At 76.0% G+C, this 21,303-nt stretch carries 22 protein-coding genes; 10 read left to right on the top strand and 12 right to left on the bottom strand.

The genetic code is table 11. The features are described 5' to 3' along the window. Positions 1 to 57 precede the first annotated feature (57 nt). The gene (locus tag AB8M62_RS01705; protein WP_369068450.1) at positions 58 to 801 is read left to right on the top strand and encodes an SDR family NAD(P)-dependent oxidoreductase; all 744 of its coding nucleotides are present in this window, start codon (positions 58 to 60) and stop codon (positions 799 to 801) included. Here AB8M62_RS01705 and AB8M62_RS01700 read toward each other — a convergent pair. The 4 genes from AB8M62_RS01700 to pgi are packed head-to-tail and all read right to left on the bottom strand — an operon-like array spanning position 771 to position 4,060. Then, positions 771 to 1,481 (bottom strand): methyltransferase, encoded by a 711-nt coding sequence (locus AB8M62_RS01700; RefSeq protein WP_369068449.1) that lies wholly within the window; start codon positions 1,479 to 1,481, stop codon positions 771 to 773. The two genes, AB8M62_RS01705 and AB8M62_RS01700, sit on opposite strands and share 31 nt — an antisense overlap. Positions 1,482 to 1,489: 8 nt before the next feature. Then, complete coding sequence (hepT, locus tag AB8M62_RS01695) at positions 1,490 to 1,927, bottom strand: type VII toxin-antitoxin system HepT family RNase toxin (protein WP_369052925.1); 438 nt, start codon at positions 1,925 to 1,927, stop codon at positions 1,490 to 1,492. Beyond that, complete coding sequence (locus AB8M62_RS01690) at positions 1,924 to 2,352, bottom strand: nucleotidyltransferase family protein (RefSeq protein WP_369068448.1); 429 nt, start codon at positions 2,350 to 2,352, stop codon at positions 1,924 to 1,926. Before AB8M62_RS01690 ends, hepT begins: the two co-directional genes overlap by 4 nt. Positions 2,353 to 2,377: 25 nt before the next feature. After that, positions 2,378 to 4,060 carry a glucose-6-phosphate isomerase gene (gene pgi, locus AB8M62_RS01685; RefSeq protein ID WP_369068447.1) on the bottom strand — a complete coding sequence of 561 codons (1,683 nt, stop codon included), beginning with the start codon at positions 4,058 to 4,060 and terminating at the stop codon, positions 2,378 to 2,380. 155 nt (positions 4,061 to 4,215) lie between these two features. Between pgi and AB8M62_RS01680 the strand changes: the two genes are divergently transcribed. The 6 genes from AB8M62_RS01680 to AB8M62_RS01655 all read left to right on the top strand — a co-directional run bounded on the left by AB8M62_RS01680 (position 4,216) and on the right by AB8M62_RS01655 (position 10,801). Continuing rightward, on the top strand, positions 4,216 to 5,232 hold the full coding sequence (locus AB8M62_RS01680) for a bifunctional riboflavin kinase/FAD synthetase (protein ID WP_369052929.1): 1,017 nt from the start codon (positions 4,216 to 4,218) through the stop codon (positions 5,230 to 5,232). A 142-nt stretch (positions 5,233 to 5,374) separates the two neighbouring features. Beyond that, positions 5,375 to 5,644, top strand: coding sequence for a 30S ribosomal protein S15 (gene rpsO, locus AB8M62_RS01675; protein ID WP_242129612.1), 270 nt, complete (start codon positions 5,375 to 5,377; stop codon positions 5,642 to 5,644). A 305-nt stretch (positions 5,645 to 5,949) separates the two neighbouring features. Beyond that, entirely contained in the window at positions 5,950 to 8,202 is a 2,253-nt protein-coding gene (locus AB8M62_RS01670) for a polyribonucleotide nucleotidyltransferase (protein ID WP_369068446.1), read from the top strand. Position 8,203: 1 nt separating this feature from the next. Next, positions 8,204 to 9,574 carry a M16 family metallopeptidase gene (locus tag AB8M62_RS01665; RefSeq protein ID WP_373694826.1) on the top strand — a complete coding sequence of 457 codons (1,371 nt, stop codon included), beginning with the start codon at positions 8,204 to 8,206 and terminating at the stop codon, positions 9,572 to 9,574. Beyond that, positions 9,571 to 10,350, top strand: coding sequence for a 4-hydroxy-tetrahydrodipicolinate reductase (gene dapB, locus AB8M62_RS01660; RefSeq protein ID WP_369052931.1), 780 nt, complete (start codon positions 9,571 to 9,573; stop codon positions 10,348 to 10,350). The genes AB8M62_RS01665 and dapB overlap by 4 nt, the downstream gene beginning before the upstream one ends. A 10-nt stretch (positions 10,351 to 10,360) precedes the next feature. Continuing rightward, positions 10,361 to 10,801 carry a hypothetical protein gene (locus AB8M62_RS01655; RefSeq protein WP_369068445.1) on the top strand — a complete coding sequence of 147 codons (441 nt, stop codon included), beginning with the start codon at positions 10,361 to 10,363 and terminating at the stop codon, positions 10,799 to 10,801. A 31-nt stretch (positions 10,802 to 10,832) separates the two neighbouring features. On the opposite strand, the gene AB8M62_RS01650 is transcribed toward AB8M62_RS01655, so the two are convergent. The 5 genes from AB8M62_RS01650 to AB8M62_RS01630 form a co-directional block, all read right to left on the bottom strand. Continuing rightward, positions 10,833 to 11,153: a Uma2 family endonuclease gene (locus tag AB8M62_RS01650; RefSeq protein WP_369068444.1), complete on the bottom strand. Its 321-nt coding sequence runs from the start codon at positions 11,151 to 11,153 to the stop codon at positions 10,833 to 10,835. A 25-nt stretch (positions 11,154 to 11,178) separates the two neighbouring features. After that, the gene (locus AB8M62_RS01645; protein ID WP_369068442.1) at positions 11,179 to 11,607 is read right to left on the bottom strand and encodes a ChaB family protein; all 429 of its coding nucleotides are present in this window, start codon (positions 11,605 to 11,607) and stop codon (positions 11,179 to 11,181) included. A 94-nt stretch (positions 11,608 to 11,701) separates the two neighbouring features. Continuing rightward, on the bottom strand, positions 11,702 to 12,844 hold the full coding sequence (locus tag AB8M62_RS01640; protein ID WP_369052936.1) for a glutathione-independent formaldehyde dehydrogenase: 1,143 nt from the start codon (positions 12,842 to 12,844) through the stop codon (positions 11,702 to 11,704). A 110-nt stretch (positions 12,845 to 12,954) separates the two neighbouring features. Then, the gene (locus AB8M62_RS01635) at positions 12,955 to 15,348 is read right to left on the bottom strand and encodes a glycoside hydrolase family 65 protein (protein WP_369052938.1); all 2,394 of its coding nucleotides are present in this window, start codon (positions 15,346 to 15,348) and stop codon (positions 12,955 to 12,957) included. Beyond that, positions 15,345 to 16,091: a beta-phosphoglucomutase family hydrolase gene (locus tag AB8M62_RS01630; protein WP_369068441.1), complete on the bottom strand. Its 747-nt coding sequence runs from the start codon at positions 16,089 to 16,091 to the stop codon at positions 15,345 to 15,347. Before AB8M62_RS01630 ends, AB8M62_RS01635 begins: the two co-directional genes overlap by 4 nt. A 130-nt stretch (positions 16,092 to 16,221) precedes the next feature. On the opposite strand from AB8M62_RS01630, the gene AB8M62_RS01625 reads away from it, so the two are divergent. After that, positions 16,222 to 16,557: a DUF6343 family protein gene (locus AB8M62_RS01625; protein WP_369052940.1), complete on the top strand. Its 336-nt coding sequence runs from the start codon at positions 16,222 to 16,224 to the stop codon at positions 16,555 to 16,557. Between the two features lie 33 nt (positions 16,558 to 16,590). Here the strand turns inward: AB8M62_RS01625 and AB8M62_RS01620 are convergent, their stop codons facing one another. Beyond that, positions 16,591 to 18,111: a dihydrolipoyl dehydrogenase family protein gene (locus AB8M62_RS01620; protein WP_369068440.1), complete on the bottom strand. Its 1,521-nt coding sequence runs from the start codon at positions 18,109 to 18,111 to the stop codon at positions 16,591 to 16,593. Positions 18,112 to 18,189: 78 nt separating this feature from the next. Here AB8M62_RS01620 and AB8M62_RS01615 point away from each other — a divergent pair, with 78 nt between their 5' ends. Then, positions 18,190 to 18,339, top strand: coding sequence for a hypothetical protein (locus tag AB8M62_RS01615; protein ID WP_369068439.1), 150 nt, complete (start codon positions 18,190 to 18,192; stop codon positions 18,337 to 18,339). 52 nt (positions 18,340 to 18,391) lie between these two features. Next, positions 18,392 to 18,826 (top strand): phage holin family protein, encoded by a 435-nt coding sequence (locus AB8M62_RS01610; RefSeq protein WP_369052945.1) that lies wholly within the window; start codon positions 18,392 to 18,394, stop codon positions 18,824 to 18,826. 6 nt (positions 18,827 to 18,832) lie between these two features. Here the strand turns inward: AB8M62_RS01610 and AB8M62_RS01605 are convergent, their stop codons facing one another. Both AB8M62_RS01605 and AB8M62_RS01600 read right to left on the bottom strand, forming a co-directional pair. Further along, the gene (locus tag AB8M62_RS01605) at positions 18,833 to 20,176 is read right to left on the bottom strand and encodes a family 43 glycosylhydrolase (protein ID WP_369068438.1); all 1,344 of its coding nucleotides are present in this window, start codon (positions 20,174 to 20,176) and stop codon (positions 18,833 to 18,835) included. After that, the gene (locus AB8M62_RS01600) at positions 20,173 to 21,294 is read right to left on the bottom strand and encodes a S1C family serine protease (RefSeq protein ID WP_369068437.1); all 1,122 of its coding nucleotides are present in this window, start codon (positions 21,292 to 21,294) and stop codon (positions 20,173 to 20,175) included. The genes AB8M62_RS01605 and AB8M62_RS01600 overlap by 4 nt, the downstream gene beginning before the upstream one ends. Positions 21,295 to 21,303 lie beyond the last annotated feature (9 nt).

Genomic DNA, 21,303 nt, shown 5'->3' with positions numbered 1-21,303 from the left:
CGACCGCACGGCCTCACCGCGCCGAACCGGCGCACGTCCACCTCCGGAGGAACAGACGTGGGACAGCTCGACGGGAAGACCGCCGTGGTCACCGGCGGCAGCAGCGGGATCGGACTGGCGGCGGCCCGACGGCTCGCCGCCGAGGGCGCGCACGTCTTCGTGACGGGCCGGCGCGAGGACGAGCTCCGCGACGCGGTCGACGTGATCGGCACCGCCACCGCGGTGGCCGGCGACATCGCGGACCCGGCCGACCTGGACCGGCTCTACGACGCGGTCCGGGCGCGGGGCCAGGGGCTGGACGCGCTGTTCGCGAACGCGGGCGCCGCCGGTTTCGCGACCCTGGCGGAGACCACCGCGGAGCACGTCGACCGGATCCTGGACGTCAACGTCCGCGGCACCGTGCTGACCGTGCAGAAGGCGCTGCCCCTGCTCAACGAGGGGGCCTCGGTGATCGTCAACTCCTCCGTCCGGGCGGACGACGGGGTCGAGGGGTTCGGGACCTACGCCGCCTCCAAGGCGGCGCTGAGGTCCTACGCCCGCACCTGGGCCAACGAGCTCAGGGGCCGTGGCGTCCGCGTCAACGCGATCTCCCCTGGCACCATCGACACCCCCGCGCTCTCCGGGCTGGTGCCCGCCGAGGAGCTCGACGCAGTCCGGGCCGAGTTCGCGGCCAAGGTCCCGCTCGGGCGGATGGGGACCGCGGAGGAGGTCGCCGCGGCGGTCCTCTTCCTCGCCTCCGAGCAGAGCACGTTCGTGCTCGGCGCCAACCTCTACGTCGACGGTGGGGAGAACCAGGTGTGAGACGGCGTCCCCCGCTCGTGCGGGGGACCCGGCTGCGGGACGCGCCCGGCGTGCACCTGCACGTGGCCGCGGCGGAACTCGTGCGCGCTCACGTCCACCAGCTCCTCGTGCAGCGCCGTCCACGGCCGCGCCCGCACGTCGGAACCGCCCAGCGCGCACGCCGCCCGGGCCAGCGGGCGAGCCCACCCCTGCGGCAGTCCCAGGTCGACCAGGACGACCCGCGCGCCGGGGCGCGCGCACGCCAGGGCGGTGGCCCACGCCGCCCGCCACGGGCGCATCAGCGACAGCGAGTAGGTGAACAGGACGGCGTCGGCGGCCGCCGGCGCGCCGGGCCCGCCCAGCGCGGTCCGCAGGTCGGCGGGTGCGACGGCCGTGGCGTCGGCGCGCAGCAGCGTCACCTGCTGCCAGCGGTGCCGCGCGACCCGGCGGACCGCCCGCCGCAGCATCGCCGGGCTGGCGTCCACCGCGACGACCCGTCCCGCCGGGCCCACGGCGGGGGCCAGCAGCGGCAGGTCCAGGCCCGTGCCGCAGCCGAGCACCAGGACCCGCTCGCCGGACGCCGGTGCCAGGGCGGCGAGCCCCGCCAGGCGCCCCACCCGGTACAGGGGCCGCTCGCCGGACAGGACGTCGTACCCCGCGGCCAGCAGGCGGTAGCGGCCGAGGCCGCCGGCACCCTCCACCTCCGCCGTCAGCCCGTCCGCTCCGCCAGCCAGCGGGCGACCTGCCGCACGAACGCCCGCAGGTCCCCGGCGGCCGCGGGCACCGCCGCCGCGACCCGGTCGAGGTCCGTGCGGGCGTACTCGTGGACCAGCAGGTTCCGCATCCCGACCGCCGCGACCAGCGAGGAGGCCAGCGCGGGCTCGACGACCCCCAGCTCACCGGCCGCGGCGACCGCCTCGCGGTAGGTCGTCGGGGTGCGCCCGTGCGCTCCGGCGACGTGGCTGCACACCGCGACGACCGTGTCGACGCTGTGGGTCAGCATGCGCTCCAGCGCCAGGCGGAACCACGTGTCGGTCCGCAGGCGCTCCGCCGTGACCGGGCCCGCGCCGTCGAGCGCGGCGAGCAGTTCCTCCAGCAGGCGCAGCTTCGCCTGCACCGTGTCCGGTTCCAGCTCGCGCGGGCTCACGCCGACATCCTGCGCAGGTCGGCGGCGCGCATCCACGCGGTCTCGTAGAACTCCAGGGCCGCGGCCATCTGCCGGCGGGCGAACAGGCCCGGTTCGGCCTCGACGAGCAGCCGCGCCCCCGTCAGCGCCCGGTGCCGGGCCGTCGGGGACGCGGCCGCCAGGTCCATCACGTCGACGCCGTCGAAACCCGTCAGGTCGACCAGGTCGCCGACCAGACCGAGCAGGTCGGCGGAGGAGCCGGCAGCGCCGGGAACCGGCGTCGGAGCGCCCAGCACGGCGACGTCGAGGTCCCGGGCCCGCGCCGGGTCGCGCGCGGCGCTGCCGAACAGCGTCAGCAGCCGCGCGCCTCGCCGCGCGGCGAGCTCCTCGAGGCGGCCGTCCGCGGCCGCCCCGAGGAGCCTGCTCACCGCCGCGGTCGCGTCCACGCGGCGATCGTAGGCCGGACCGCGCTCAGGAGCGGTGCTGCCGGTAGTACCGGATCAGCGCGGCGGTCGAGGGGTCCTGCGCGGCCAGCGCCTCCTCGTCGCCGGTCAGCGCCGGGGCGATCTCCAGCGCGAGCTTCTTGCCGAGCTCCACGCCCCACTGGTCGAAGCTGTCGATGCCCCACACGGCGCCCTGCACGAACGTGATGTGCTCGTACAGCGCGATGAGCTGACCCAGCACCGACGGGGTCAGCGCCGGTGCCAGGACCGACGTCGTCGGGCGGTTGCCGGAGAACACCCGCGCGGCCACGACCGACTCGTCCGTGCCCTCGGCGCGCACCTCCTCGGCCGTCTTGCCGAACGCCAGCGCCTTGGTCTGGGCGAAGAAGTTCGCCAGGAACAGCGCGTGCACGTCGGTGCCGCCGTCGTCCAGCGGGTGCGCCGGCTCGGCCACCGCGATGAAGTCCGCCGGCACGATCCGGGTGCCCTGGTGGATCAGCTGGTAGAAGGCGTGCTGGCCGTTGGTGCCCGGCTCGCCCCAGAACACCTCGCCGGTGTGGGTGCCGACGGGCGTGCCGTCCCAGCGCACCGACTTGCCGTTGGACTCCATCGTCAGCTGCTGCAGGTACGCGGGGAAGCGGTGCAGCAGCTGCGAGTACGGCAGGACGGCGTGCGTGTGCGCGCCGAGGAAGTTCACGTACCAGACGTTCAGCAGGCCCATGAGGACCGGGACGTTGCGCTCGAACGGGGTCGTGCGCACGTGCTCGTCGACGGCGTGGAAACCGGCGAGGAACTCGCGGAAGCGCTCCGGGCCGACCGCCACCGCCAGGGAGGTGCCGATGGCCGAGTCGACGGAGTAGCGACCGCCCACCCAGTCCCAGAACCCGAACGCGTTCGCGGGGTCGATGCCGAACGCCTCGACCTTCTCCAGCGCCGTCGACACCGCCACGAAGTGCTTCGCGACCGCCCCGCGGCGCGCCTCGTCGTCGTCGGCGAGCGCCCCCGCGGCGCCCAGGCCGTCCCACAGCCACTGCCGCGCCAGGCGCGCGTTCGTCAGCGTCTCCAGCGTGCCGAACGTCTTGGAGGCCACGACGAACAGCGTGGTCTCCGGGTCCAGGCCCAGGGTCGTGCGCGCGACGTCGGTGGGGTCGATGTTGGAGACGAACCGGCACTCCAGGCCCTCCTGGACGTACGGCGCCAGCGCCTCGTACGCCATCACCGGGCCCAGGTCGGAACCGCCGATGCCGATGTTCACCACCGTCGTGATGCGCTTGCCCGTGACACCCGTCCACGCCCCCGAGCGCACCGCGTCGGCGAAGGCGAACACCTTCTCCAGCTCCCGCTGCACGTCGGCGTCGACGTCCTGGCCCTCGACCACGAGCGGCGGCTGCGCGCCCGGCGGGCGGCGCAGCGCCGTGTGCAGCACGGCGCGGTCCTCGGTGACGTTGATGCGCTCGCCGGCGAACATCGCCCGCAGGCGCTCGCCCACGCGGGTCTCCTCCGCCAGCTGCAGCAGCAGGCGCACGGTCTCGTCGGTGACGAGGTTCTTCGACAGGTCCACGTGCAGGTCGGCCGCGTCGAACGTCAGGCGCTCGGCCCGGCCGGGGTCGTCGGCGAACCACGCCCGCAGGTCGGGGGTGGTGGCGGCGGCGTGGTCGGTGAGCGCCGCCCAGGCGCTCGTGCCGGCCGGGTCCACGGGGTTCGTGCTCACTGCTGACCTCCAGGTCGCGCGGGTCTCGTCGGTGCTGCGGCGGTGCGTCGTCTCGGTGCGTCGTCGTCGGCGCCCAGAACGCTAGCCAGCCGCCCGCCCGGGCGCCCGGGGACCCGTGCACCGGCCGCGGCGGTCCCGGCTGGCACAGTGGCAGCGTGCAGCGCTGGCGGGGTCTCGACGACGTCCGGGCGGCGCGCGCCGCCGACGAGGAGTGGGCCGCGCGCCCCTCGGTCGTCACCGTCGGCAACTTCGACGGCGTGCACCGCGGGCACCGCGCCGTCCTGGGCCGGGTCGTCGAGACGGCCCGGGCGCGGGCGGCGGCCGCCGTGGCGGTCACCTTCGAGCCGCACCCGCTGCGCGTGCTGCAGCCCGAGCGCGCTCCCGGCCTGCTGACGGACCTGGAGCACAAGCTGGAGCTGCTGGCCGCCACCGGCCTGGACGCGGTGCTCGTCCTGCCCTTCACGCGCGAGCTGGCCGCCTGGAGCCCCGAGCGCTTCGTGCGCGAGGTCGTCGTCGAGGCGCTGCTGGCCAGCGCCGTCGTCGTGGGCCACGACGTGCGCTTCGGGCACCGCAACTCCGGCGACCTGGCGACGATGCAGGAGCTGGGCGCCCGGCACGGCTTCGACGTCGTCGCCCTGGACGACCTGGGCGACCCCGCGCTGCCCGGGCGCGCGCCCGTGCCGCGCTGGTCGTCCACGGCCGTGCGCGAGGCGCTGGCGGCCGGGGACGTGCGCCGGGCCGCGGAGGTCATGGGCCACGAGCACCGCCTGACCTCCACCGTCGTGCACGGGGACCACCGCGGCCGCGAGCTGGGCTACCCGACGGCCAACCTCGACGGCGAGCGCCTGGAGCAGCTGGTGCCCGCCGACGGCGTGTACGCCGGGTGGCTGCGCCGCGCCGACGGGCGGCGGCTGCCCGCGGCGGTGTCCATCGGCACCAACCCCACCTTCGACGGGGTGCGCCGGCAGGTGGAGGCGCACTGCCTGGACGCCGGTCCCGACCTGGACCTGTACGGCGAGCGCGTGGACGTCGACCTCGTCGAGCGGCTGCGCCCCACGCTGCGCTTCGGCGACGCGGACTCGCTGGTGCGCCAGATGCACCGCGACGTGGAGGAGTGCCGCCGGGCGCTCGGGCTGCCCGAGCGGGCCGGGCGGGCCGACCGGGCGGGCTGAGCGTCGCCGCCCGCGACCGCCGGTGGGGGCGGGGCGGGCCCGCGCTGGTAGCCTGGGGCCCGCCGTTCTGCCGGCCGCGGACCCAGAGAGCCCGGGTGGACCAGCCCCGAGGCACCGCGCAACGAGTGATCAGGAGAGGTCAGTGCCGCTCGACGCCGACGTCAAGAAGAAGATCATCGCCGAGTACGCCACCAGCGAGGGCGACACCGGCTCGCCGGAGGTGCAGGTCGCCATGCTGACCCAGCGCATCCGCGACCTGACGGAGCACCTCAAGACGCACCAGCACGACCACCACAGCCGGCGCGGCCTGCTGCTGCTGGTCGGCCAGCGCCGCCGCCTGCTGCAGTACATGGCGAAGAAGGACATCAACCGCTACCGCTCGATCATCGAGCGGGTCGGCATCCGCCGCTGAGGCGAGCAGGGGCGGTCCCGCCGGTCGGGACCGCCCCTGCTGCCGTCCCGGGCCGTCGCGGCGCGCGTCGCGACCGTCCGGGCGGCAGACTCGGGGAGGCCCCGCCCGGCGGGACCGCCCCCGCACCACCCAGCACGACCCCGGCTCGACCGGGCACACCACCCCGAGCACCCCGCAGCGTCGTGCCGGTCCTCGGTAGTGGCCTCCGGGCGCACCAGCGCCCGTGGGCCTCGATCGAAGGCCGGACGGGAGGGAACCCCTCCCGGCACGCGCGGGTGCTCCCCGAGCAACGGAGGAGGAACCCCGTGGAGGGTCCCGAGATCACCGCCGCCGAAGCCGTCATCGACAACGGCTCCTTCGGCACCCGCACCGTCCGCTTCGAGACGGGCCGCCTCGCCCGCCAGGCCGCCGGCTCCGCCAGCGTCTCCCTGGACGGCGAGACCTACCTGCTGAGCGCCACCACCGCCGGCAAGTCCCCCAAGGACCAGTTCGACTTCTTCCCGCTGACGGTGGACGTCGAGGAGCGCAGCTACGCCGCCGGCAAGATCCCCGGCTCGTTCTTCCGCCGCGAGGGCCGCCCCTCGACCGAGGCGATCCTGACCTGCCGCCTCATCGACCGCCCGCTGCGCCCCAGCTTCGTCAAGGGCCTGCGCAACGAGGTCCAGGTCGTCGTCAGCGTGCTGGCGATCCACCCCGACGACGCCTACGACGTCGTCGCGATCAACGCCGCGTCCCTGTCGACCCAGCTGGCGGGCCTGCCGTTCTCCGGCCCCGTCGGCGGTGTGCGCATCGCGCTGGTCGACGGCCAGTGGGTGGCGTTCCCGCGCTACTCCGAGGTCGAGCGCGCCGTGTTCGACATGGTCGTGGCCGGCCGCGTCGTCACCGCCGCGGACGGCACCGAGGACGTCGCGATCATGATGGTCGAGGCCGAGGCCACCGAGGGCTCCTGGAACCTCGTCAAGGAGCAGGGCGCCCAGGCCCCCACCGAGGAGGTCGTGGCCGCCGGCCTCGAGGCCGCCAAGCCGCACATCGCCAAGCTCGTCGCCGCGCAGGCCGAGGTCGCCGCCGAGGCCGCCAAGCCGACCGCCGAGTTCCCGCTGTTCCTGGACTACCAGGACGACGTCTACGCCGCCGTCGAGGAGGCCGCCGCCGGCGACCTGCGCGAGGCGCTGGCCATCGGCGGCAAGCAGGAGCGCGAGGGCCGCGTCGACGAGATCAAGGCGCAGCTGCGCGAGTCGCTGGCCGAGCGCTTCGCCGGCCGCGAGAAGGAGGTCTCCGCGGCCTACCGCGCGCTGCAGAAGAAGCTGGTCCGCCAGCGCATCCTCACCGACGGCGTGCGCATCGACGGCCGCGGCCTGGCCGACATCCGGACGCTGTCCGCCGAGGTCGAGGTCCTGCCCCGCGTGCACGGCTCGGCCCTGTTCGAGCGCGGCGAGACGCAGATCATGGGCGTCACCACGCTGAACATGCTCCGCATGGAGCAGCAGCTGGACACGCTGTCGCCGGTGACGCGCAAGCGCTACATGCACAACTACAACTTCCCGCCGTACTCCACCGGCGAGACCGGCCGCGTCGGCTCCCCCAAGCGCCGCGAGATCGGCCACGGGGCGCTCGCCGAGCGCGCCCTGGTGCCGGTGCTGCCGGCCCGCGAGGAGTTCCCCTACGCGATCCGCCAGGTCTCCGAGGCGCTGGGCTCCAACGGCTCCACCTCGATGGGCTCGGTCTGCGCCTCGACGCTGTCGCTGCTGAACGCGGGTGTGCCGCTGCGCGCCCCCGTGGCCGGCATCGCGATGGGCCTGGTCTCCGACACCGTCGACGGGGAGACCCGCTACGCCGCGCTGACGGACATCCTGGGCGCCGAGGACGCCTTCGGCGACATGGACTTCAAGGTCGCCGGCACCAGGGAGTTCGTCACCGCCATCCAGCTGGACACCAAGCTGGACGGCATCCCCGCCTCCGTCCTGGCCGGGGCGCTGACCCAGGCCCGCGACGCGCGCCTGCACATCCTCGACGTCATGGCCGAGGCCATCGACGCCCCCGACGAGATGTCGCCCACCGCCCCGCGGATCATCACCGTCAAGGTGCCCGTGGACAAGATCGGCGAGGTCATCGGCCCCAAGGGCAAGATGATCAACCAGATCCAGGAGGACACCGGCGCCGACATCTCCATCGAGGACGACGGCACGGTGTTCATCGGCGCGGTCGACGGCCCCTCGGCCGAGGCGGCGCGCGCGGCGGTCAACGCGATCGCCAACCCGACGATGCCCGAGGTCGGCGAGCGCTACCTCGGCACCGTCGTCAAGACGACGACCTTCGGCGCGTTCGTCTCGCTGCTGCCCGGCAAGGACGGCCTGCTGCACATCTCGCAGCTGCGCAAGCTCGCCGGCGGCAAGCGCGTGGACAACGTCGAGGACGTCGTCTCCGTCGGCCAGAAGGTCCAGGTGGAGATCGCCGAGATCGACCCGCGCGGCAAGCTCTCCCTCGTGCCCGTCGTGGCCGAGGAGGAGACCGCCGGTGACGCCGGTGACGCCGCTGCCACCGAGCCGGCCGACGCCTGACGTGAGCGGCCGCACCGCACCGGGTCCCGCCGAGCTGCCGACCACGGCGGCCGGCGGGTCCCCGGTGACGACGACGCTGTCCGAGCAGGACGGTGCGGTGGTCCGCCGCACCGTCCTGCCCTCGGGCGTGCGCGTCCTCACCGAGTCCGTGCCCGCCCAGCGCTCGGCCACCGTCGGCTGCTGGGTGGGGGTCGGCTCGCGCGACGAGGACGACGGCCACCACGGCTCCACGCACTTCCTCGAGCACCTGCTGTTCAAGGGCACCGAGCGGCGCGACGCCATGGACATCGCCACCGCGTTCGACGCGGTCGGCGGGGAGGCCAACGCCGCCACGGGCAAGGAGCACACGACGTACTACGCGCGGGTCCTCGACGAGGACCTGCCGATGGCCGTCGACGTCGTCACCGACATGGTCACCAGCGCCGTCCTCGACGAGGACGACTTCGCCTCCGAGCGCGAGGTCATCCTCGAGGAGCTGGCGATGAACGACGACGACCCCGGCGACGTCGCGCACGAGCGCTTCGCCGAGCTCGTCCTGGGCGACCACCCCCTGGCCCGGCCCATCGGCGGCACCCCGGAGACCATCCGCGCCGTCGGCCGCGACGACGTGTGGGCGCACTACCGGCGCCACTACCAGCCCTCCCAGCTGGTGTTCACGGCCGCGGGCGGCCTGGACCACGACGAGGTCGTGGAGACCGTCGAGCGGGAGCTGGCGCGCGCCGCCGGCACCCTGGGCGAGGCCGCCCCCGCGCCGCGGCGCACCGGCGGCACCAGCGGCGGTCTGGTCGCCTCGCAGGTCCTCGTCGTGGAGCGCCCCACCGAGCAGGCGCACGTCCTGCTGGGGACCACCGGGCTCACCGCCACCGACGAACGCCGCTTCACCCTGTCGGTGCTCAACGCCGTCCTGGGCGGCGGGATGAGCAGCCGGCTGTTCCAGGAGGTCCGCGAGAAGCGCGGCCTGGCCTACTCGGTGTACAGCTTCGCGGCCAACTACGCCGACTCCGGCTACGTCGGCCTGTACGCCGGCTGCTCGCCCGCCAAAGCCGGGCAGGTGGCCGAGCTGATGCTCGCCGAGCTCGTCGGCCTGGCCGAGCGCGGCCTGGACGCCGAGGAGCTGCAGCGCGGGACCGGCCAGCTGGCCGGCGGCCTCGTGCTGGGCCTGGAGGACTCCGGCGCCCGGATGAACCGCCTGGGCAAGGCCGAGCTGGTGCACGGTGCCTTCCTCGACCTGGACACCGTCCTGGCGCGGGTGCGGGCCGTGACCGCCGAGGACGTGCAGGCGATGGCCGCCGAGATCGTCGGGCGGCCGCGGGCCGTCACCGTCGTCGGGCCCTTCGCCGACGACCGCGCCTTCCGCGGGGTGCTGTCGTGAGCCTCGGCCCGGGCGCCGGCGACCCGGAGCGCGCCCCGCTGCGGGTCGCGGTGGTGGGCGCGCGCGGGCGGATGGGCCGCGAGGCCGTGCGCGCCGTCTCGGCGGCCGAGGACCTGGAGCTGGTCGCCGAGATCGGCCGCGGCGACGACCTGGGCGACGCCGTGGGCGCCGACGTGCTCGTCGACCTCACGGTGCCGTCGTCGGTGATGGGCAACGTCGAGTTCGCCCTGACCCACGACCTGCACGTGGTCACGGGCACCACCGGCTGGGACGCGGAGCGCTACGAGACGCTGCGCGGCTGGTCGGCCTCCGCCCCGCACCTGGGCGTGCTGGTCGCCACGAACTTCGGCCTGGGCGCCGTCCTGGTCATGCAGTTCGCCCGGCAGGCCGCCCGCTTCTTCGAGTCGGTGGAGGTCGTGGAGACCCACCACCCCGGCAAGGTGGACGCGCCCTCCGGCTCGGCCGTGCGCACGGCGCAGCTCATCGCCGCCGCGCGCGCCGAGGCCGGGCTGGGCGACGTGCCCGACGCCACCGAGCAGCAGCTCGACGGCGCCCGCGGCACCGTCGTCGACGGGATCCACGTCCACGCCCTGCGGGTGCGGGGGGCCACGGCCCACCAGGAGGTCGTCCTCGGCGGGCCGGGGGAGACCCTGACCCTGCGCGACGACACCTACGACCGGGCCGCCTACATGCCCGGGCTGCTGCTGGGGGTCCGGGAGGTCGTCTCCCGCCCCGGGGTGACGATCGGGCTCGAGCACTACCTCGACCTGGGCTGAGGCGGCCGCCGTGCGCACCAAGGTGGTCGTCGCGGTCTCGGTGGCCGCCCTGCTCGTCTACTTCGTCCTGCTGGGCCGGACCGGTGTCCTGCTGCTGGGCACGGGGGAGTGGGCCGGTGCCGCCCTCGGCACCGCGCTGCTGGCCTTCCCGCTGGTCGGGGCGTACGCGGTGTGGCGGGAGATCTCCTTCGGCCGCGCCACCGAGCGCCTGGGCCGCGAGCTGGCCGACCGCGGCGAGCTGCCGGTGGACGACCTGCGCCGCACCGCCAGCGGGCGCGTGGACCGCGCGGCGGGGCAGGAGATGTACGAGCGGTACCGCACCGAGGTGGAGGCCGCGCCCGGTGACGCGGGCGCCTGGTACCGCCTCGCGCTGGCCTACGACGCCGCCGGGGACCGCCGCCGCGCCCGCGCGGCGGCCCGGCACGCCGTGCGCCTGCACGGCGGGGGCTGAGCGCCGGGCCCCTCGCCGGCTCCGCCGGTGCTCACCAGCCGAGCCGGCGGGTGACCTCCTCGACGTCCAGGCCCAGGACGGCGCTGCGCCCGGACCGGCCGGTGGCGCCGGCGTCCGGGTGGTCGGACGTGTGGACGGTCAGGACGCGCTCGGCCGGGTCGGCCAGCCACACCTCACGCACTCCCCGGCCCAGGTGGAAGGGGATCTTCGCGCGGCTGGCGTCGTCGGGGGAGACGATCTCGGCGGTGGGCACGTGCAGGCCCAGGTCCGCTGCGTCCTGCTGCCGGACCAGACCCAGGTCGGGCGCGTGGAAGTCGTCCTCGACACCGAGGTCGGACTCCGTGAGCGCCACGAGCCCCGCAGCGCTCGCGGCGCCGTCAGTCCTCCCGGGCCCGCCGCGTCGCGCGGTCGTTGGCCCTGCGGATGCCCTCGACGAGCTCCTCCTTGCTCATCCGCGAGCGTCCCGGCACGCCGAGCCGCTTGGCGACGTCCTGCAGGTGCGCCTTGGTGGCGTTGGCGTCCACCCCGCCGGCCGTGGGGCGGTCGGTGTCGCGCCCGCCCTCGGCCTGCGCGTCGGAGGGGCCCTTGCGCCCGCCCTCCTTCGGCTCCCAGTGGTCGCCGACCTTCTCGTGGGTGTGCTTCAGGGCGCTGTAGGCGGTGCGGTGGGCGCGCTCGCCGTCGCCGTAGGTGTCCTCCGCGGAGTCCAGCGCCGCCGCGTACGTGCGCTGCGCCTTCTCGCCCGAGCGCTGCAGCGTGCTGGGCAGCTGTTCGGGGTCGGGGACCCCGTGCTCCTTCTTCGCGGCCACCGGCCACCTCCGTCGTCACCGTCGTCCCGGGCGCGCGCCCGTCGACGGGCAGTCCACCACCGCCGGTGGCGGACCGCCCGCCGGGAGCGGGGTGTCAGGACCCCGGGTGCAGGAGGACCTTCGTCCAGCCCTCCTCGCGGGCGTCGAACTTCGCGTAGCCCTCGGGCGCCTGCTCGAGGCCCAGCTCGTGGGACACGATGAACCCGGGGGTGGCGCGGCCGGCGACGATGAGGTCGCGCAGCTGGCGGTTGTAGCGCATGACGGGCGCCTGGCCGGTGCCCATGGACTGGCCCTTGGTGAAGAAGGTGCCGTAGTCCCAGCCGATGCGGCCCTGCTGGGCGGCCTCCGTGGCGGCGCCCGGGTCCTGGGGCATGTAGACGCCCACGACGCCGATGCCGCCGGTGGCGCGGACCACCTGCACGAGGTTGTCCAGCACCAGTTCGGGGTGCTCGTCGCCGGACGGGTCGTGGGCCTGGTACCCGACGGCCTCGACACCGCGGTCGACGCCGCGGCCCTTCGTCGCCTCGGTGATCTGCTCGACGGGGTCGCCGGCGGAGAAGTCCACCGCGACCGCGCCGATGCTCTCGGCCAGCCGCAGCCGGTCGGCTTCCTCGTCGACGACGAACACCCGCGCGGCGCCCTTGAGCAGGGCGCTGTGCGCGGCCATCAGCCCGACGGGGCCGGCGCCGAACACGGCGACGTCGTCGCCGGGGACCATCCCGGACAGCTCCACCCCGTGCCAGCCGGTGGGGAAGATGTCCGAGAGCATCGTGAAGTCGTTCTCGTGCTCGGTGCCCCCCGGCAGCTCGAGCAGGTTGAAGTCGGCGAACGGCACGCGCAGGAACTCCGCCTGCCCGCCGTCGTAGGGGCCCATGTTGGCGTAGCCGTAGGCCGCGCCGTCCACGCCCTCGGTGGGGTTGGTGCGCAGGCAGAACGACGTCCAGCCGTGCACGCAGTTGCGGCAGCTGCCGCAGGCGATGTTGAAGGGCACCGAGACGCGGTCCCCGACCTTCACCCGGTCGACGCCGTCGCCGACGGCCTCGACGATCCCGGTGTTCTCGTGGCCGAGGACCTTGCCCTCCTCGACGCTGGTGCGCCCCTCGTACATGTGCAGGTCGGAGCCGCAGATGTTGGTCGTGGTGATGCGCACGACGGCGTCGGTGGGGTTCTCCACGCGCGCGTCGGGCACGTCCTCGACGGTGACGTTCTTCGGTCCTCGGTAGACGACGGCCTTCACGGCGTCCCTCCTGGAGTCCTGGGGTGGCGGGCGGCCGGGTGGTCGCCCGCTCAACCACCCCTACCCGGCCACCTGCCCGCCCATGCGCGCCCATGCGCGCCGCCGGCGCCTCAGCGCGGCCCGCTGGCCCGGTGCACCGGTTCGCGCCCGGGCGGCTGCACCGGCCGCGGCAGCAGCGGGTGGCGCGGCAGGATCTTGCGCCGCACCGGTTCCGCGGACGTGACGACGACGTCCTCGCCGGCGTGGACGAGGGCGATCTCGCCGTCGACGCAGTGCGGCAGCGAGTAGACGACCTCGTCGGGGTGCACCTCCACGCGCAGCGTGTGCCCGTGCCAGCGCAGCGAGAACGCCAGGCGGGTGATGCCGCTGGGCAGCTGCGGGTCCAGGTGCAGGCGACCGTCGGTCTCGCGCAGACCCCCGAACCCGTTGACCAGCGCCACCCACGTCCCGGCCAGCGAGGCGATGTGCAGGCCGTCGGCGGTGTTGCGGTGCAGGTCGCGCAGGTCCACGCCCGCGGCCTCGTAGGCGTAGTCGTGCGCCAGTTCCAGGTGGCCCGTCTCGGCGGCCACGACGGCCTGCACGCACGCCGACAGGGAGGAGTCGCGCACGGTGCGCCGCTCGTAGTAGTCGGTGTTGCGGGCCTTCTCCTCGGGGGTGAACCGCTCGCCGAACCAGAACATCGCCATCGCCAGGTCCGCCTGCTTGATGACCTGGCGCCGGTACAGGTCGAAGTAGGGCCGGTGCAGCAGCAGCGGGTACGACGACTCGTGCTCGAAGTCCCACTCGGGCAGGCGGGTGAACCCCTCCGACTGCTGGTGCACGCCCAGGTCCGCGTCGTAGGGGACGTAGGCGGCCGCGGCGGCGTCGCGCCAGCGGGCCACCTCCTCCAGGTCCACGCCCAGCCGGCCGGCCGCGTCGAGGTTGCGGGTGGCCGCCGCGGCCGCCGAGCGCAGGTTGTGCGCCGCGGCGAGGTTCGTGAACACGTTGTCCGCCACGACCGCGGTGTACTCGTCGGGGCCGGTGACGCCCACGACGTGCCACTTCCCGTCGCGGTCGTGGTGGCCCAGCGACATCCACAGCCGGGCGGTCTCGACGAGCAGCTCCAGCCCGATCTCGTCCTCCAGCCGGGTGTCGCCGGTGACGACGCGGTAGCGCTCGACGGCCGCGGCGACGTCGGCGTTGACGTGGAACGCCGCCGTCCCGGCCGGCCAGTACCCGGAGGTCTCCTGCCCGCTGATGGTCCGCCACGGGAACGCCGCGCCCCGCAGGCCCAGCTCCCGGGCCCGCTGGCGCGCCTGGTCCAGGGTCGACCAGCGCCAGTGCAGCGCGTCCCCGGCCGCGTCGGGCGCGGTGTACGTGAGGACCGGCAGCACGAGGGCCTCGGTGTCCCAGAAGCAGTGCCCGTCGTAGCCGGGCCCGGTCAGGCCCTTGGCGGCGATGCCGCGCCGCTCCGCGCGCGCACCGGCCTGCAGGACGTGGAACAGCGCGAACCGCACGGCCTGCTGGATCTCCGCGTCGCCGTCGACCTCGACGTCCGCGGCGCGCCAGAACTCGTCCAGGTAGGCGCGCTGCTCGGCGAGCAGGCCCTCCCAGCCGGTGAACTGCGCCCCGCTGAGCGCGCCGGCGACCTGGTCGCGCAGCGCGGGCGCCGAGCGGCGCGCCGACCAGCCGTAGGCGACGTGCTTGACCAGCCGCACGGGCTGGCCGGGTTCCACCGCCGCCACGACGGTGGTGCGCGCCCAGTCGTCGGCGCTGTCGGTGTCCACCGTGACGCGCACGTCGGTGTCCACCTCGTTGACCATGCCGGCGGCCAGCCGCAGCCCGCTGGCGCGGGTCTCGTGCAGGAGCACCGCGCCGCGGCCGTTGGTGTGCCGGCCGATCGCGACCAGCGGGCGGTCCAGGACGGCGGCCACCCGCGGGTCGCCGCTGCGGTGCGGCAGCGTCTCGTTGGCCACCAGCTCCGACTGCAGGGTCAGGCGGGCCGGGCGGTCCACCGCCTCGGCGACGAACTCCACGGCGGCCACGGCGCGCTGCGTGAAGGACACCAGGCGGGTGGAGCGGATCCGCACCCGCTGCCCCGCGGGGGAGGTCCAGTCGACCTCGCGCACCAGCGTCCCGGCGCGCAGGTCCAGCCGCCGCTCGTGCCGGTGCAGCGTGCCGTAGCGCAGGTCGAACGGCTCGTCGTCCACCAGCAGCCGCACCAGCTTGCCGTCGGTGACGTTGACGACCGTCTGCCCGACCTCGGGGAAGCCGTACCCGGCCTCGGCGTGCGGCATCGGCCGCTCCTCGTAGAACGAACCCAGGTAGGTGCCCGGCATGCCGTGCGGCTCGCCCTCGTCGAGGTTGCCGCGGAAGCCGATGTGGCCGTTGGACAGCGCGAACACCGACTCGGTGCGCGCCAGGTGGTCCAGGCTGAACTCGGGTTCGCGCACGCACCACGCGTCGACCGGGAACACCGGCGGGGTGGAGCGGTCGCGCTGCTCGGACTCGTTCTCGTCGGTCACCGCGACCCCTCCAGCAGCTCGGCCAGGTCCTGCACGACGACGTCGGCGCCGTTCTCCCGCAGCGCCGCGGCCTGCCCGGCGCGGTCGACGCCGACCACGTGCCCGAACCCCCCGGCGCGACCGGCGGCCACGCCGGACAGCGCGTCCTCGAAGACCGCCGCGGCCCCCACGCCGACGCCCAGCAGCTGCGCGGCGCGCACGAACGTGTCGGGCGCCGGCTTGCCGGCCAGGTGCTCCTCGCGCAGCGTCACCCCGTCCACGCGCACCTCGATGTACGCGTCGAGGCCGGTGACCTCCAGCACCTGCTGCGCGTTGGCGCTGGAGGACACCAGCGCCGTGCGCGCCCCGGCCGCGCGGGCCGCCTCCAGGTAGCGGCGCGAGCCGTCGTACACCTCCACGCCGTCGGTGGCGATCCGGTGCAGCACGTCCGCGTTCTTGCGGTTGCCCAGCCCGTGCACGGTCGCGGCGTCCGGGCCGTCGTCGGGCGAGCCCTCCGGCAGCACGATCCCGCGGCTGGCCAGGAAGTCGCGCACCCCGTCCAGGCGCGGCTTGCCGTCCACGTACGACAGGTAGTCGGCCTCCGGGTCGAAGGGGCGCAGGTCCTCGCCCGGCCCCGCCTCCCGGCTGCCCAGGAAGCCGTCGAAGGTGTCCTTCCAGGCGGCGTTGTGGACGGCGGCGGTGTCGGTCAGCACCCCGTCCAGGTCGAAGAGCAGGGCGGTGACCCCCTCGGGCAGTCCCAGCACGCGCGTCCCCTCCACGCTCGACGCCACCCCCCGGCCGGGGGTGGACCGCGGGCGACGCTACGCACCCCGTCGGCGCCGTGCAGCCGGGGACACGCGCATGGAGCCGTCCGTGTCCGGGTACCCCACCGGCATGGACGAGCGACGAGTGCGGGACGACCGTCCGCGGGTGCAGCGGGACCCCGCCGCTGCGGGCGGTGACGAGCCGGGGCGCGTGCCCCCGGAGCAGCCCCGCGGGCGCACCGGCACCGAGGCGCGCACCGCGCGCTCACCGCTGCGGCTGCGCCTGGTCCTGGCCGTCTTCGGCCTCGTCGTGTGCGCCCTGCTGGCGGCCTTCTGGCTGTCCGGCGCCGGGCCCGGCGGGGCGCGCGGGCCCGGGTTCGTCCTGGCCCTGCTGGCCGTGGTGGCCGTCGTGGACATCGTCGTGGTGAGCCGCCGGCTGCGGGTCCGGGCGCGCTCGCGCGGCTGACCCGCGGGCGACCCGCGGCGGGTCGGCGGCCGGTCAGCGGCCGGTCAAGCGCGTCCAGCCGCGGCGCGCGCCGGCCCAGCCGCGCAGCGCCGTGCCCACGGGCGGCCGGGACAGGGTGGACCACAGGTCCGCCACGGCCGCGTTCCACGGCCCGTCGGCGTAGGTGGGGTAGGGGTGCAGGGACGCGACCAGGTCCCGCACCCGCAGGCCGCGCACCAGCGCCAGCTGCAGCTCGGCGAGCACCTCACCGGCGCGCGGGGAGACCACCGTGGCGCCCCGCACGCGCCCGGCGCGGTCCACGACCAGCCGGGTCAGGCCCTCCGTCCGGTCGTCCGCGACCGCCCGGTCCACGTGCCCGGCGCCCAGCTCCAGCAGCCGCCAGCCGTCCGGCAGCGGGCCGCCCGGGGACGCCCCGGTCGCCGCGACCTCCGGGTCGGTGAAGGTCACCCGCGGCACGTGCGGCTCCGCGCGCCGCCGCAGGCCGAGCAGGGCGTTGAGCGCGGCGGTCGTGCCGTCCACGCCCGCGGTGTGCGTGTAGCGGGGGCGGGCGGTGACGTCCCCGGCGGCCCACACGCGGGCCGCGCTCGTGCGCAGCCGCTCGTCGACGACGACGGCCCCGCGCCCGTCCAGCGCCACCCCGGCGTCCTCGCAGCCCAGCCCGGCGGTGCGCGGGACGCGCCCCGCCGCCACCAGCACCGCGTCGACCTCGACGGTCACCCCGCGCGGCGCGCCCGTGCCCACCTGCGCGCGCACCCCGCCGCCGGCCGCGGCGTGCGCGCCCGTCACCGACGCCGACGTCAGCACCCGCACCCCGTCGGCCTCCAGGGCGGCGCGCACCACCGCCGACGCGGCCGGGTCCTCCGCGGGCAGCAGCCGGTCCCCGGTCTCCACGAGCACCACCTCGCGGCCCAGGCGCGCCAGCGCCTGCGCGAACTCGCACCCGCTGCTGCCGCCGCCCAGCACGAGGACGCGCCCGGGCAGCCGCTGCACGTCCCACAGCGTCTCGTGGGTCAGCAGGTGCTCCGGGCCCAGCGCCGCGAGCGACGGGGGCACCGCGGGCGCCGACCCCGTCGCCAGCACCGCCCGGTCGAAGCGCACGGGCCGCCCGTCCACCAGGGCCGCGCCGGGCCCGACGAGGCGCACCTCCCCGTGGGCGACGGTGACGCCCCGCGCGCGCAGCGCCTCCGGCGAGTCCACGGGCGCGATGCGCCGCACCGCCGAGCGCACGTGCTCCAGGACGGCCGCGTCGTCGACCGGCCCCGGCGCGCCCAGGCCGTAGCGCTGCGCCGCGCGGGCGGCGCGCACCGTCGCGGCCGCGGCCAGCAGCGCCTTCGACGGCACGCACCCCGTCCACAGGCAGTCCCCGCCCGTGCGGTCCCGCTCCACCAGCAGGACGCGCGCCCCCAGGTCCGCACCCGTGCGCGCCGCGAGCATCCCGGCCGTCCCGCCGCCCACCACGAGCAGGTCCCACGGGCGCTCGCCGCCCGGCTCCGGCGCCGGGGCGGGGTCGGGGGCGCTCACGGGGGAGGGGGCCGGACCGGTCGTGGCCGTCATGCCCCGACGGTAGGGGCGGCCGCCCGGCCCGGCCCGGTGGACCGCGTGCGACCGCGCGCACCGGGGTAGGGGGAGGGCGTGTGGTTCGACTCCGCCGCCGACGTCCTGGAGAGCGACGGGACCCTCAGCGTCGTCCCGGCCACCGAGCTCGGGGACGGCTCGGCCCGGGCGGAGGTGCCCGGTGCCGTGCCGTCGCAGGACCGCACCGCGGGGACCACCGGCCCGTGACCCGCCGTCCCGCGACCAGTTCCACGACCGGTTCCACGACCAGGAGGACACCATGACCGGAGAGCAGCACCGCACCGCCGGTGAGCTCGTCGACGAGCTCACCTCCGACACCGCGCGCCTGGTGCGCGCCGAGGTGCGCCGGGGCCAGCAGGAGCTGCTGGCCAAGGCCCGCGAGGCGGGGAGGGGGGCCGCGCTGCTGGGCGGGGCCGCCGTCCTCGGGGGGCTGGCCACCGGGACGTCCGCCGCGTTCGTCGTGCGCACCCTCGGCAAGGTCCTGCCCGCGCCCAGCGCCGCCCTCGTGGCCACCCTCCTCTACGGCGGGGGAGCGGCCGCCCTGGCCTCCGCGGGGCTCGCCGAGCTCAAGCGCATCGGGACGCTGCTGCCCGAGGAGACCATCGCCAGCGTCCGCGAGGACCTGCGGGCGGCGCGGCCGGGCAGCACGACGGGCGGTGCGGGCGGCACCGGGGAGGTGGCCACCGAGCTGTGAGGCCGGTCAGCGGCGGGTGACCTCACCGGTCACCGTGTCGAACACCAGGGAACCGCCCTTGAAGTCGCTGCGCAGTCCCCGCGGCACCTCGTGCTCGTCGCTGACGGGGAACCCGAGCGGTCCCGCCTCCCAGCCGGTGTCGCCCCAGGCCGACTGGATCGCCCCGCGCACGACGTGCGCGCCGGTCACCTCGTGACCGGTGGGCACGGGGCCGTCCACGACGTCCAGCGTGCCGTCCGGGGCGCGTTCCAGCGTCGCGATCCCGAGCCGGCGCGGGTGGGGCTGGTCCCCGCCGCGGTCCTCCCCGAGCCAGAACGCCGAGTACGCCACCCGCAGGGTCCCCTCGGCGTCGACGAACCCGTTCGACCCGCCCGGGCCCTGGACCGTGCCCTGGCTGGCCAGCAGGGGTTCGGCCGGTTCCGGGCGCGTGCACGGGGCGGTCGGGCCGTCCGGGCACACCGCGTACCCGGTGGCGTGGTCGCTGCGGGCGCTGTGGTCGAGGACACCGGAGTAGTTGGCGGAGTAGAACAGGTACGTGGTGCCCTCGAAGGTCACCATCGAGGGGTTCTCGACCGTGCTGCCCTCCCAGGCCGCGTCCCGGTTCGTCTCCAGCAGGGTGACGGGTCCGGCGCCCGGCAGGGGGCGCCCGTCGTCGCCCAGCTCGACGGCCTGGATCGAGGACTCGCGCACGTCCAGCTTCCCGGCGGCCTTCCACAGCAGGAACGTGCGCCCCGTCGCCGGGTCGCGCCACGGCTGCGGGTCGATGGATCCCTGCGGGTCGCGCTCGACGGGCTGGCACTGCAGCGGGGCGTCCCCGGTGGTGTCGCGGAACGGGCCCTCCGGTCCCGGGCCCTCGGCCACGGTGAGGCAGAAGCGGTCCGGCGCGACCCGCACCGCGGAGTACGCGAACCAGGTGTCGCCGATCGGCAGGACCCCCGGCGCCCAGTAGTCGCGGTCCACCCACGGGCCCTGCTGGTGCGGCAGCCCCCACGGGGCCCGGCGCACGAGGGCGTCGTTGGTGTCGTACGTCGCCCACGCGTCCGTGCCCGCCTCGCGGACCTCCTCCGGGACCGCCTCGTCGGCGAACACGTCGTAGCCCGGGGCGCCGGGCGGGCCGTCGCCGCCGCCCACGACGGCGCCGGGCGTCGCGGGCGCCGCCGTCAGCGACGGTCCCAGGTCGCCGTCGCCGTCGCCGTCGCCGTCGCCGTCGCCGTCGCCGTCGCCGCCGTCCCCGGGCGGCGCCGGACCGCCCGCGCCGCCGGTGGTGCAGGAACCCAGCAGGAGGGCGGCGGCCGCGGCGCCCAGCACCGCGCGCCCGCGCCGCCGTCCTCCCGCCGCGGCCACGCTCACCCCGCCGGCAGCTCGCCGAGCGTCACGCTCAGGACCTGCTCGTCGCCGTCGCGCAGGACGGTGACGTCCACGGTGTCGCCGACCTCCAGGTCGGCCAGGACGGTGGACAGGCCCGCGGCGCTGTCCACCGGCCGACCGTCGACGGCCGTGACGACGTCCCCGGGCCGGATCCCGGCCGCCTCGGCGCCGCCGCCCGGCTCGACCGCCACGACCCCGGCACCGGCGGGCCGGCCCGAGGGGTCCGCCAGCGTCGTGACGGTCACGCCCAGCGCGGCGCGGTTCGTGCTCGTGACCTCCCCGTCGCGCACCAGCTGCTCCGCGACGTCGGCCACCGTGTTCGACGGGATGGCGAAACCGATCCCGGGCGCCGGTGCGTTCCCGCCCTGGGAGGCGTTGGTCGCCGCGAGCGTGGGGATCCCGACGACCTGGCCGTCCAGGTCCACGAGCGCGCCGCCGGAGTTCCCGGGGTTGATGGCGGCCGACGTCTGGATCGTGCCCGGCAGGACGGCGCCCGCCGGCACGGCCTCGCTGGGCGGTTCGGTGACCGTGCGGCCGGTGGCCGAGACGATGCCGTCGGTCACGCTGGCCGAGAGCCCCAGCGGGTTGCCCATCGCGAGGACGAGGTCGCCCACCTCGACGGCGTCGGAGTCCCCGAGCTCCGCCGGGCGCAGCTCGGGGACCCCCCGCACGTTGACGACGGCCAGGTCGTTCTCCGGGTAGGTGCCCACGAGGGTCCCCCGGTAGGGGGTGGGGGACGTGGCGAAGGTGACCTGGAACTCCGTCTCCTGCCCGACGACGTGGGCGTTGGTGACGATGTTGCCGTCGTCGTCCAGGACCACGCCGCTGCCCAGGCCGGAACTCGTGCGGATCTCCACGACCGAGGGCAGGACCTGCGCGATGACCCGCTGGTAGGCGTCCTGGAGGTCCTGCGCGCCGGCCGCCGCGGACTCGCCGGCGCTCCCGTCCGCGCCCGTCGCCGACGGGGAGGGGCTCTGCGCGCCCGCCGGTGCGCCGGTGGCGTCCACCTCCGCGCCGGTGCCCGCCGTGCACCCGGCCAGCAGCACCGGCAGCAGCAGCCACCCCGCCGCGCGCCGCCGGTTCCCCGGGTTCCTCGTCACCGCGGTCCC

The sequence above is a fragment of the Kineococcus terrestris genome (assembly GCF_041020755.1).
Classification (GTDB): Bacteria; Actinomycetota; Actinomycetes; order Actinomycetales; family Kineococcaceae; genus Kineococcus; species Kineococcus terrestris.
This window is presented reverse-complemented; position numbering and strand designations above follow the sequence as displayed.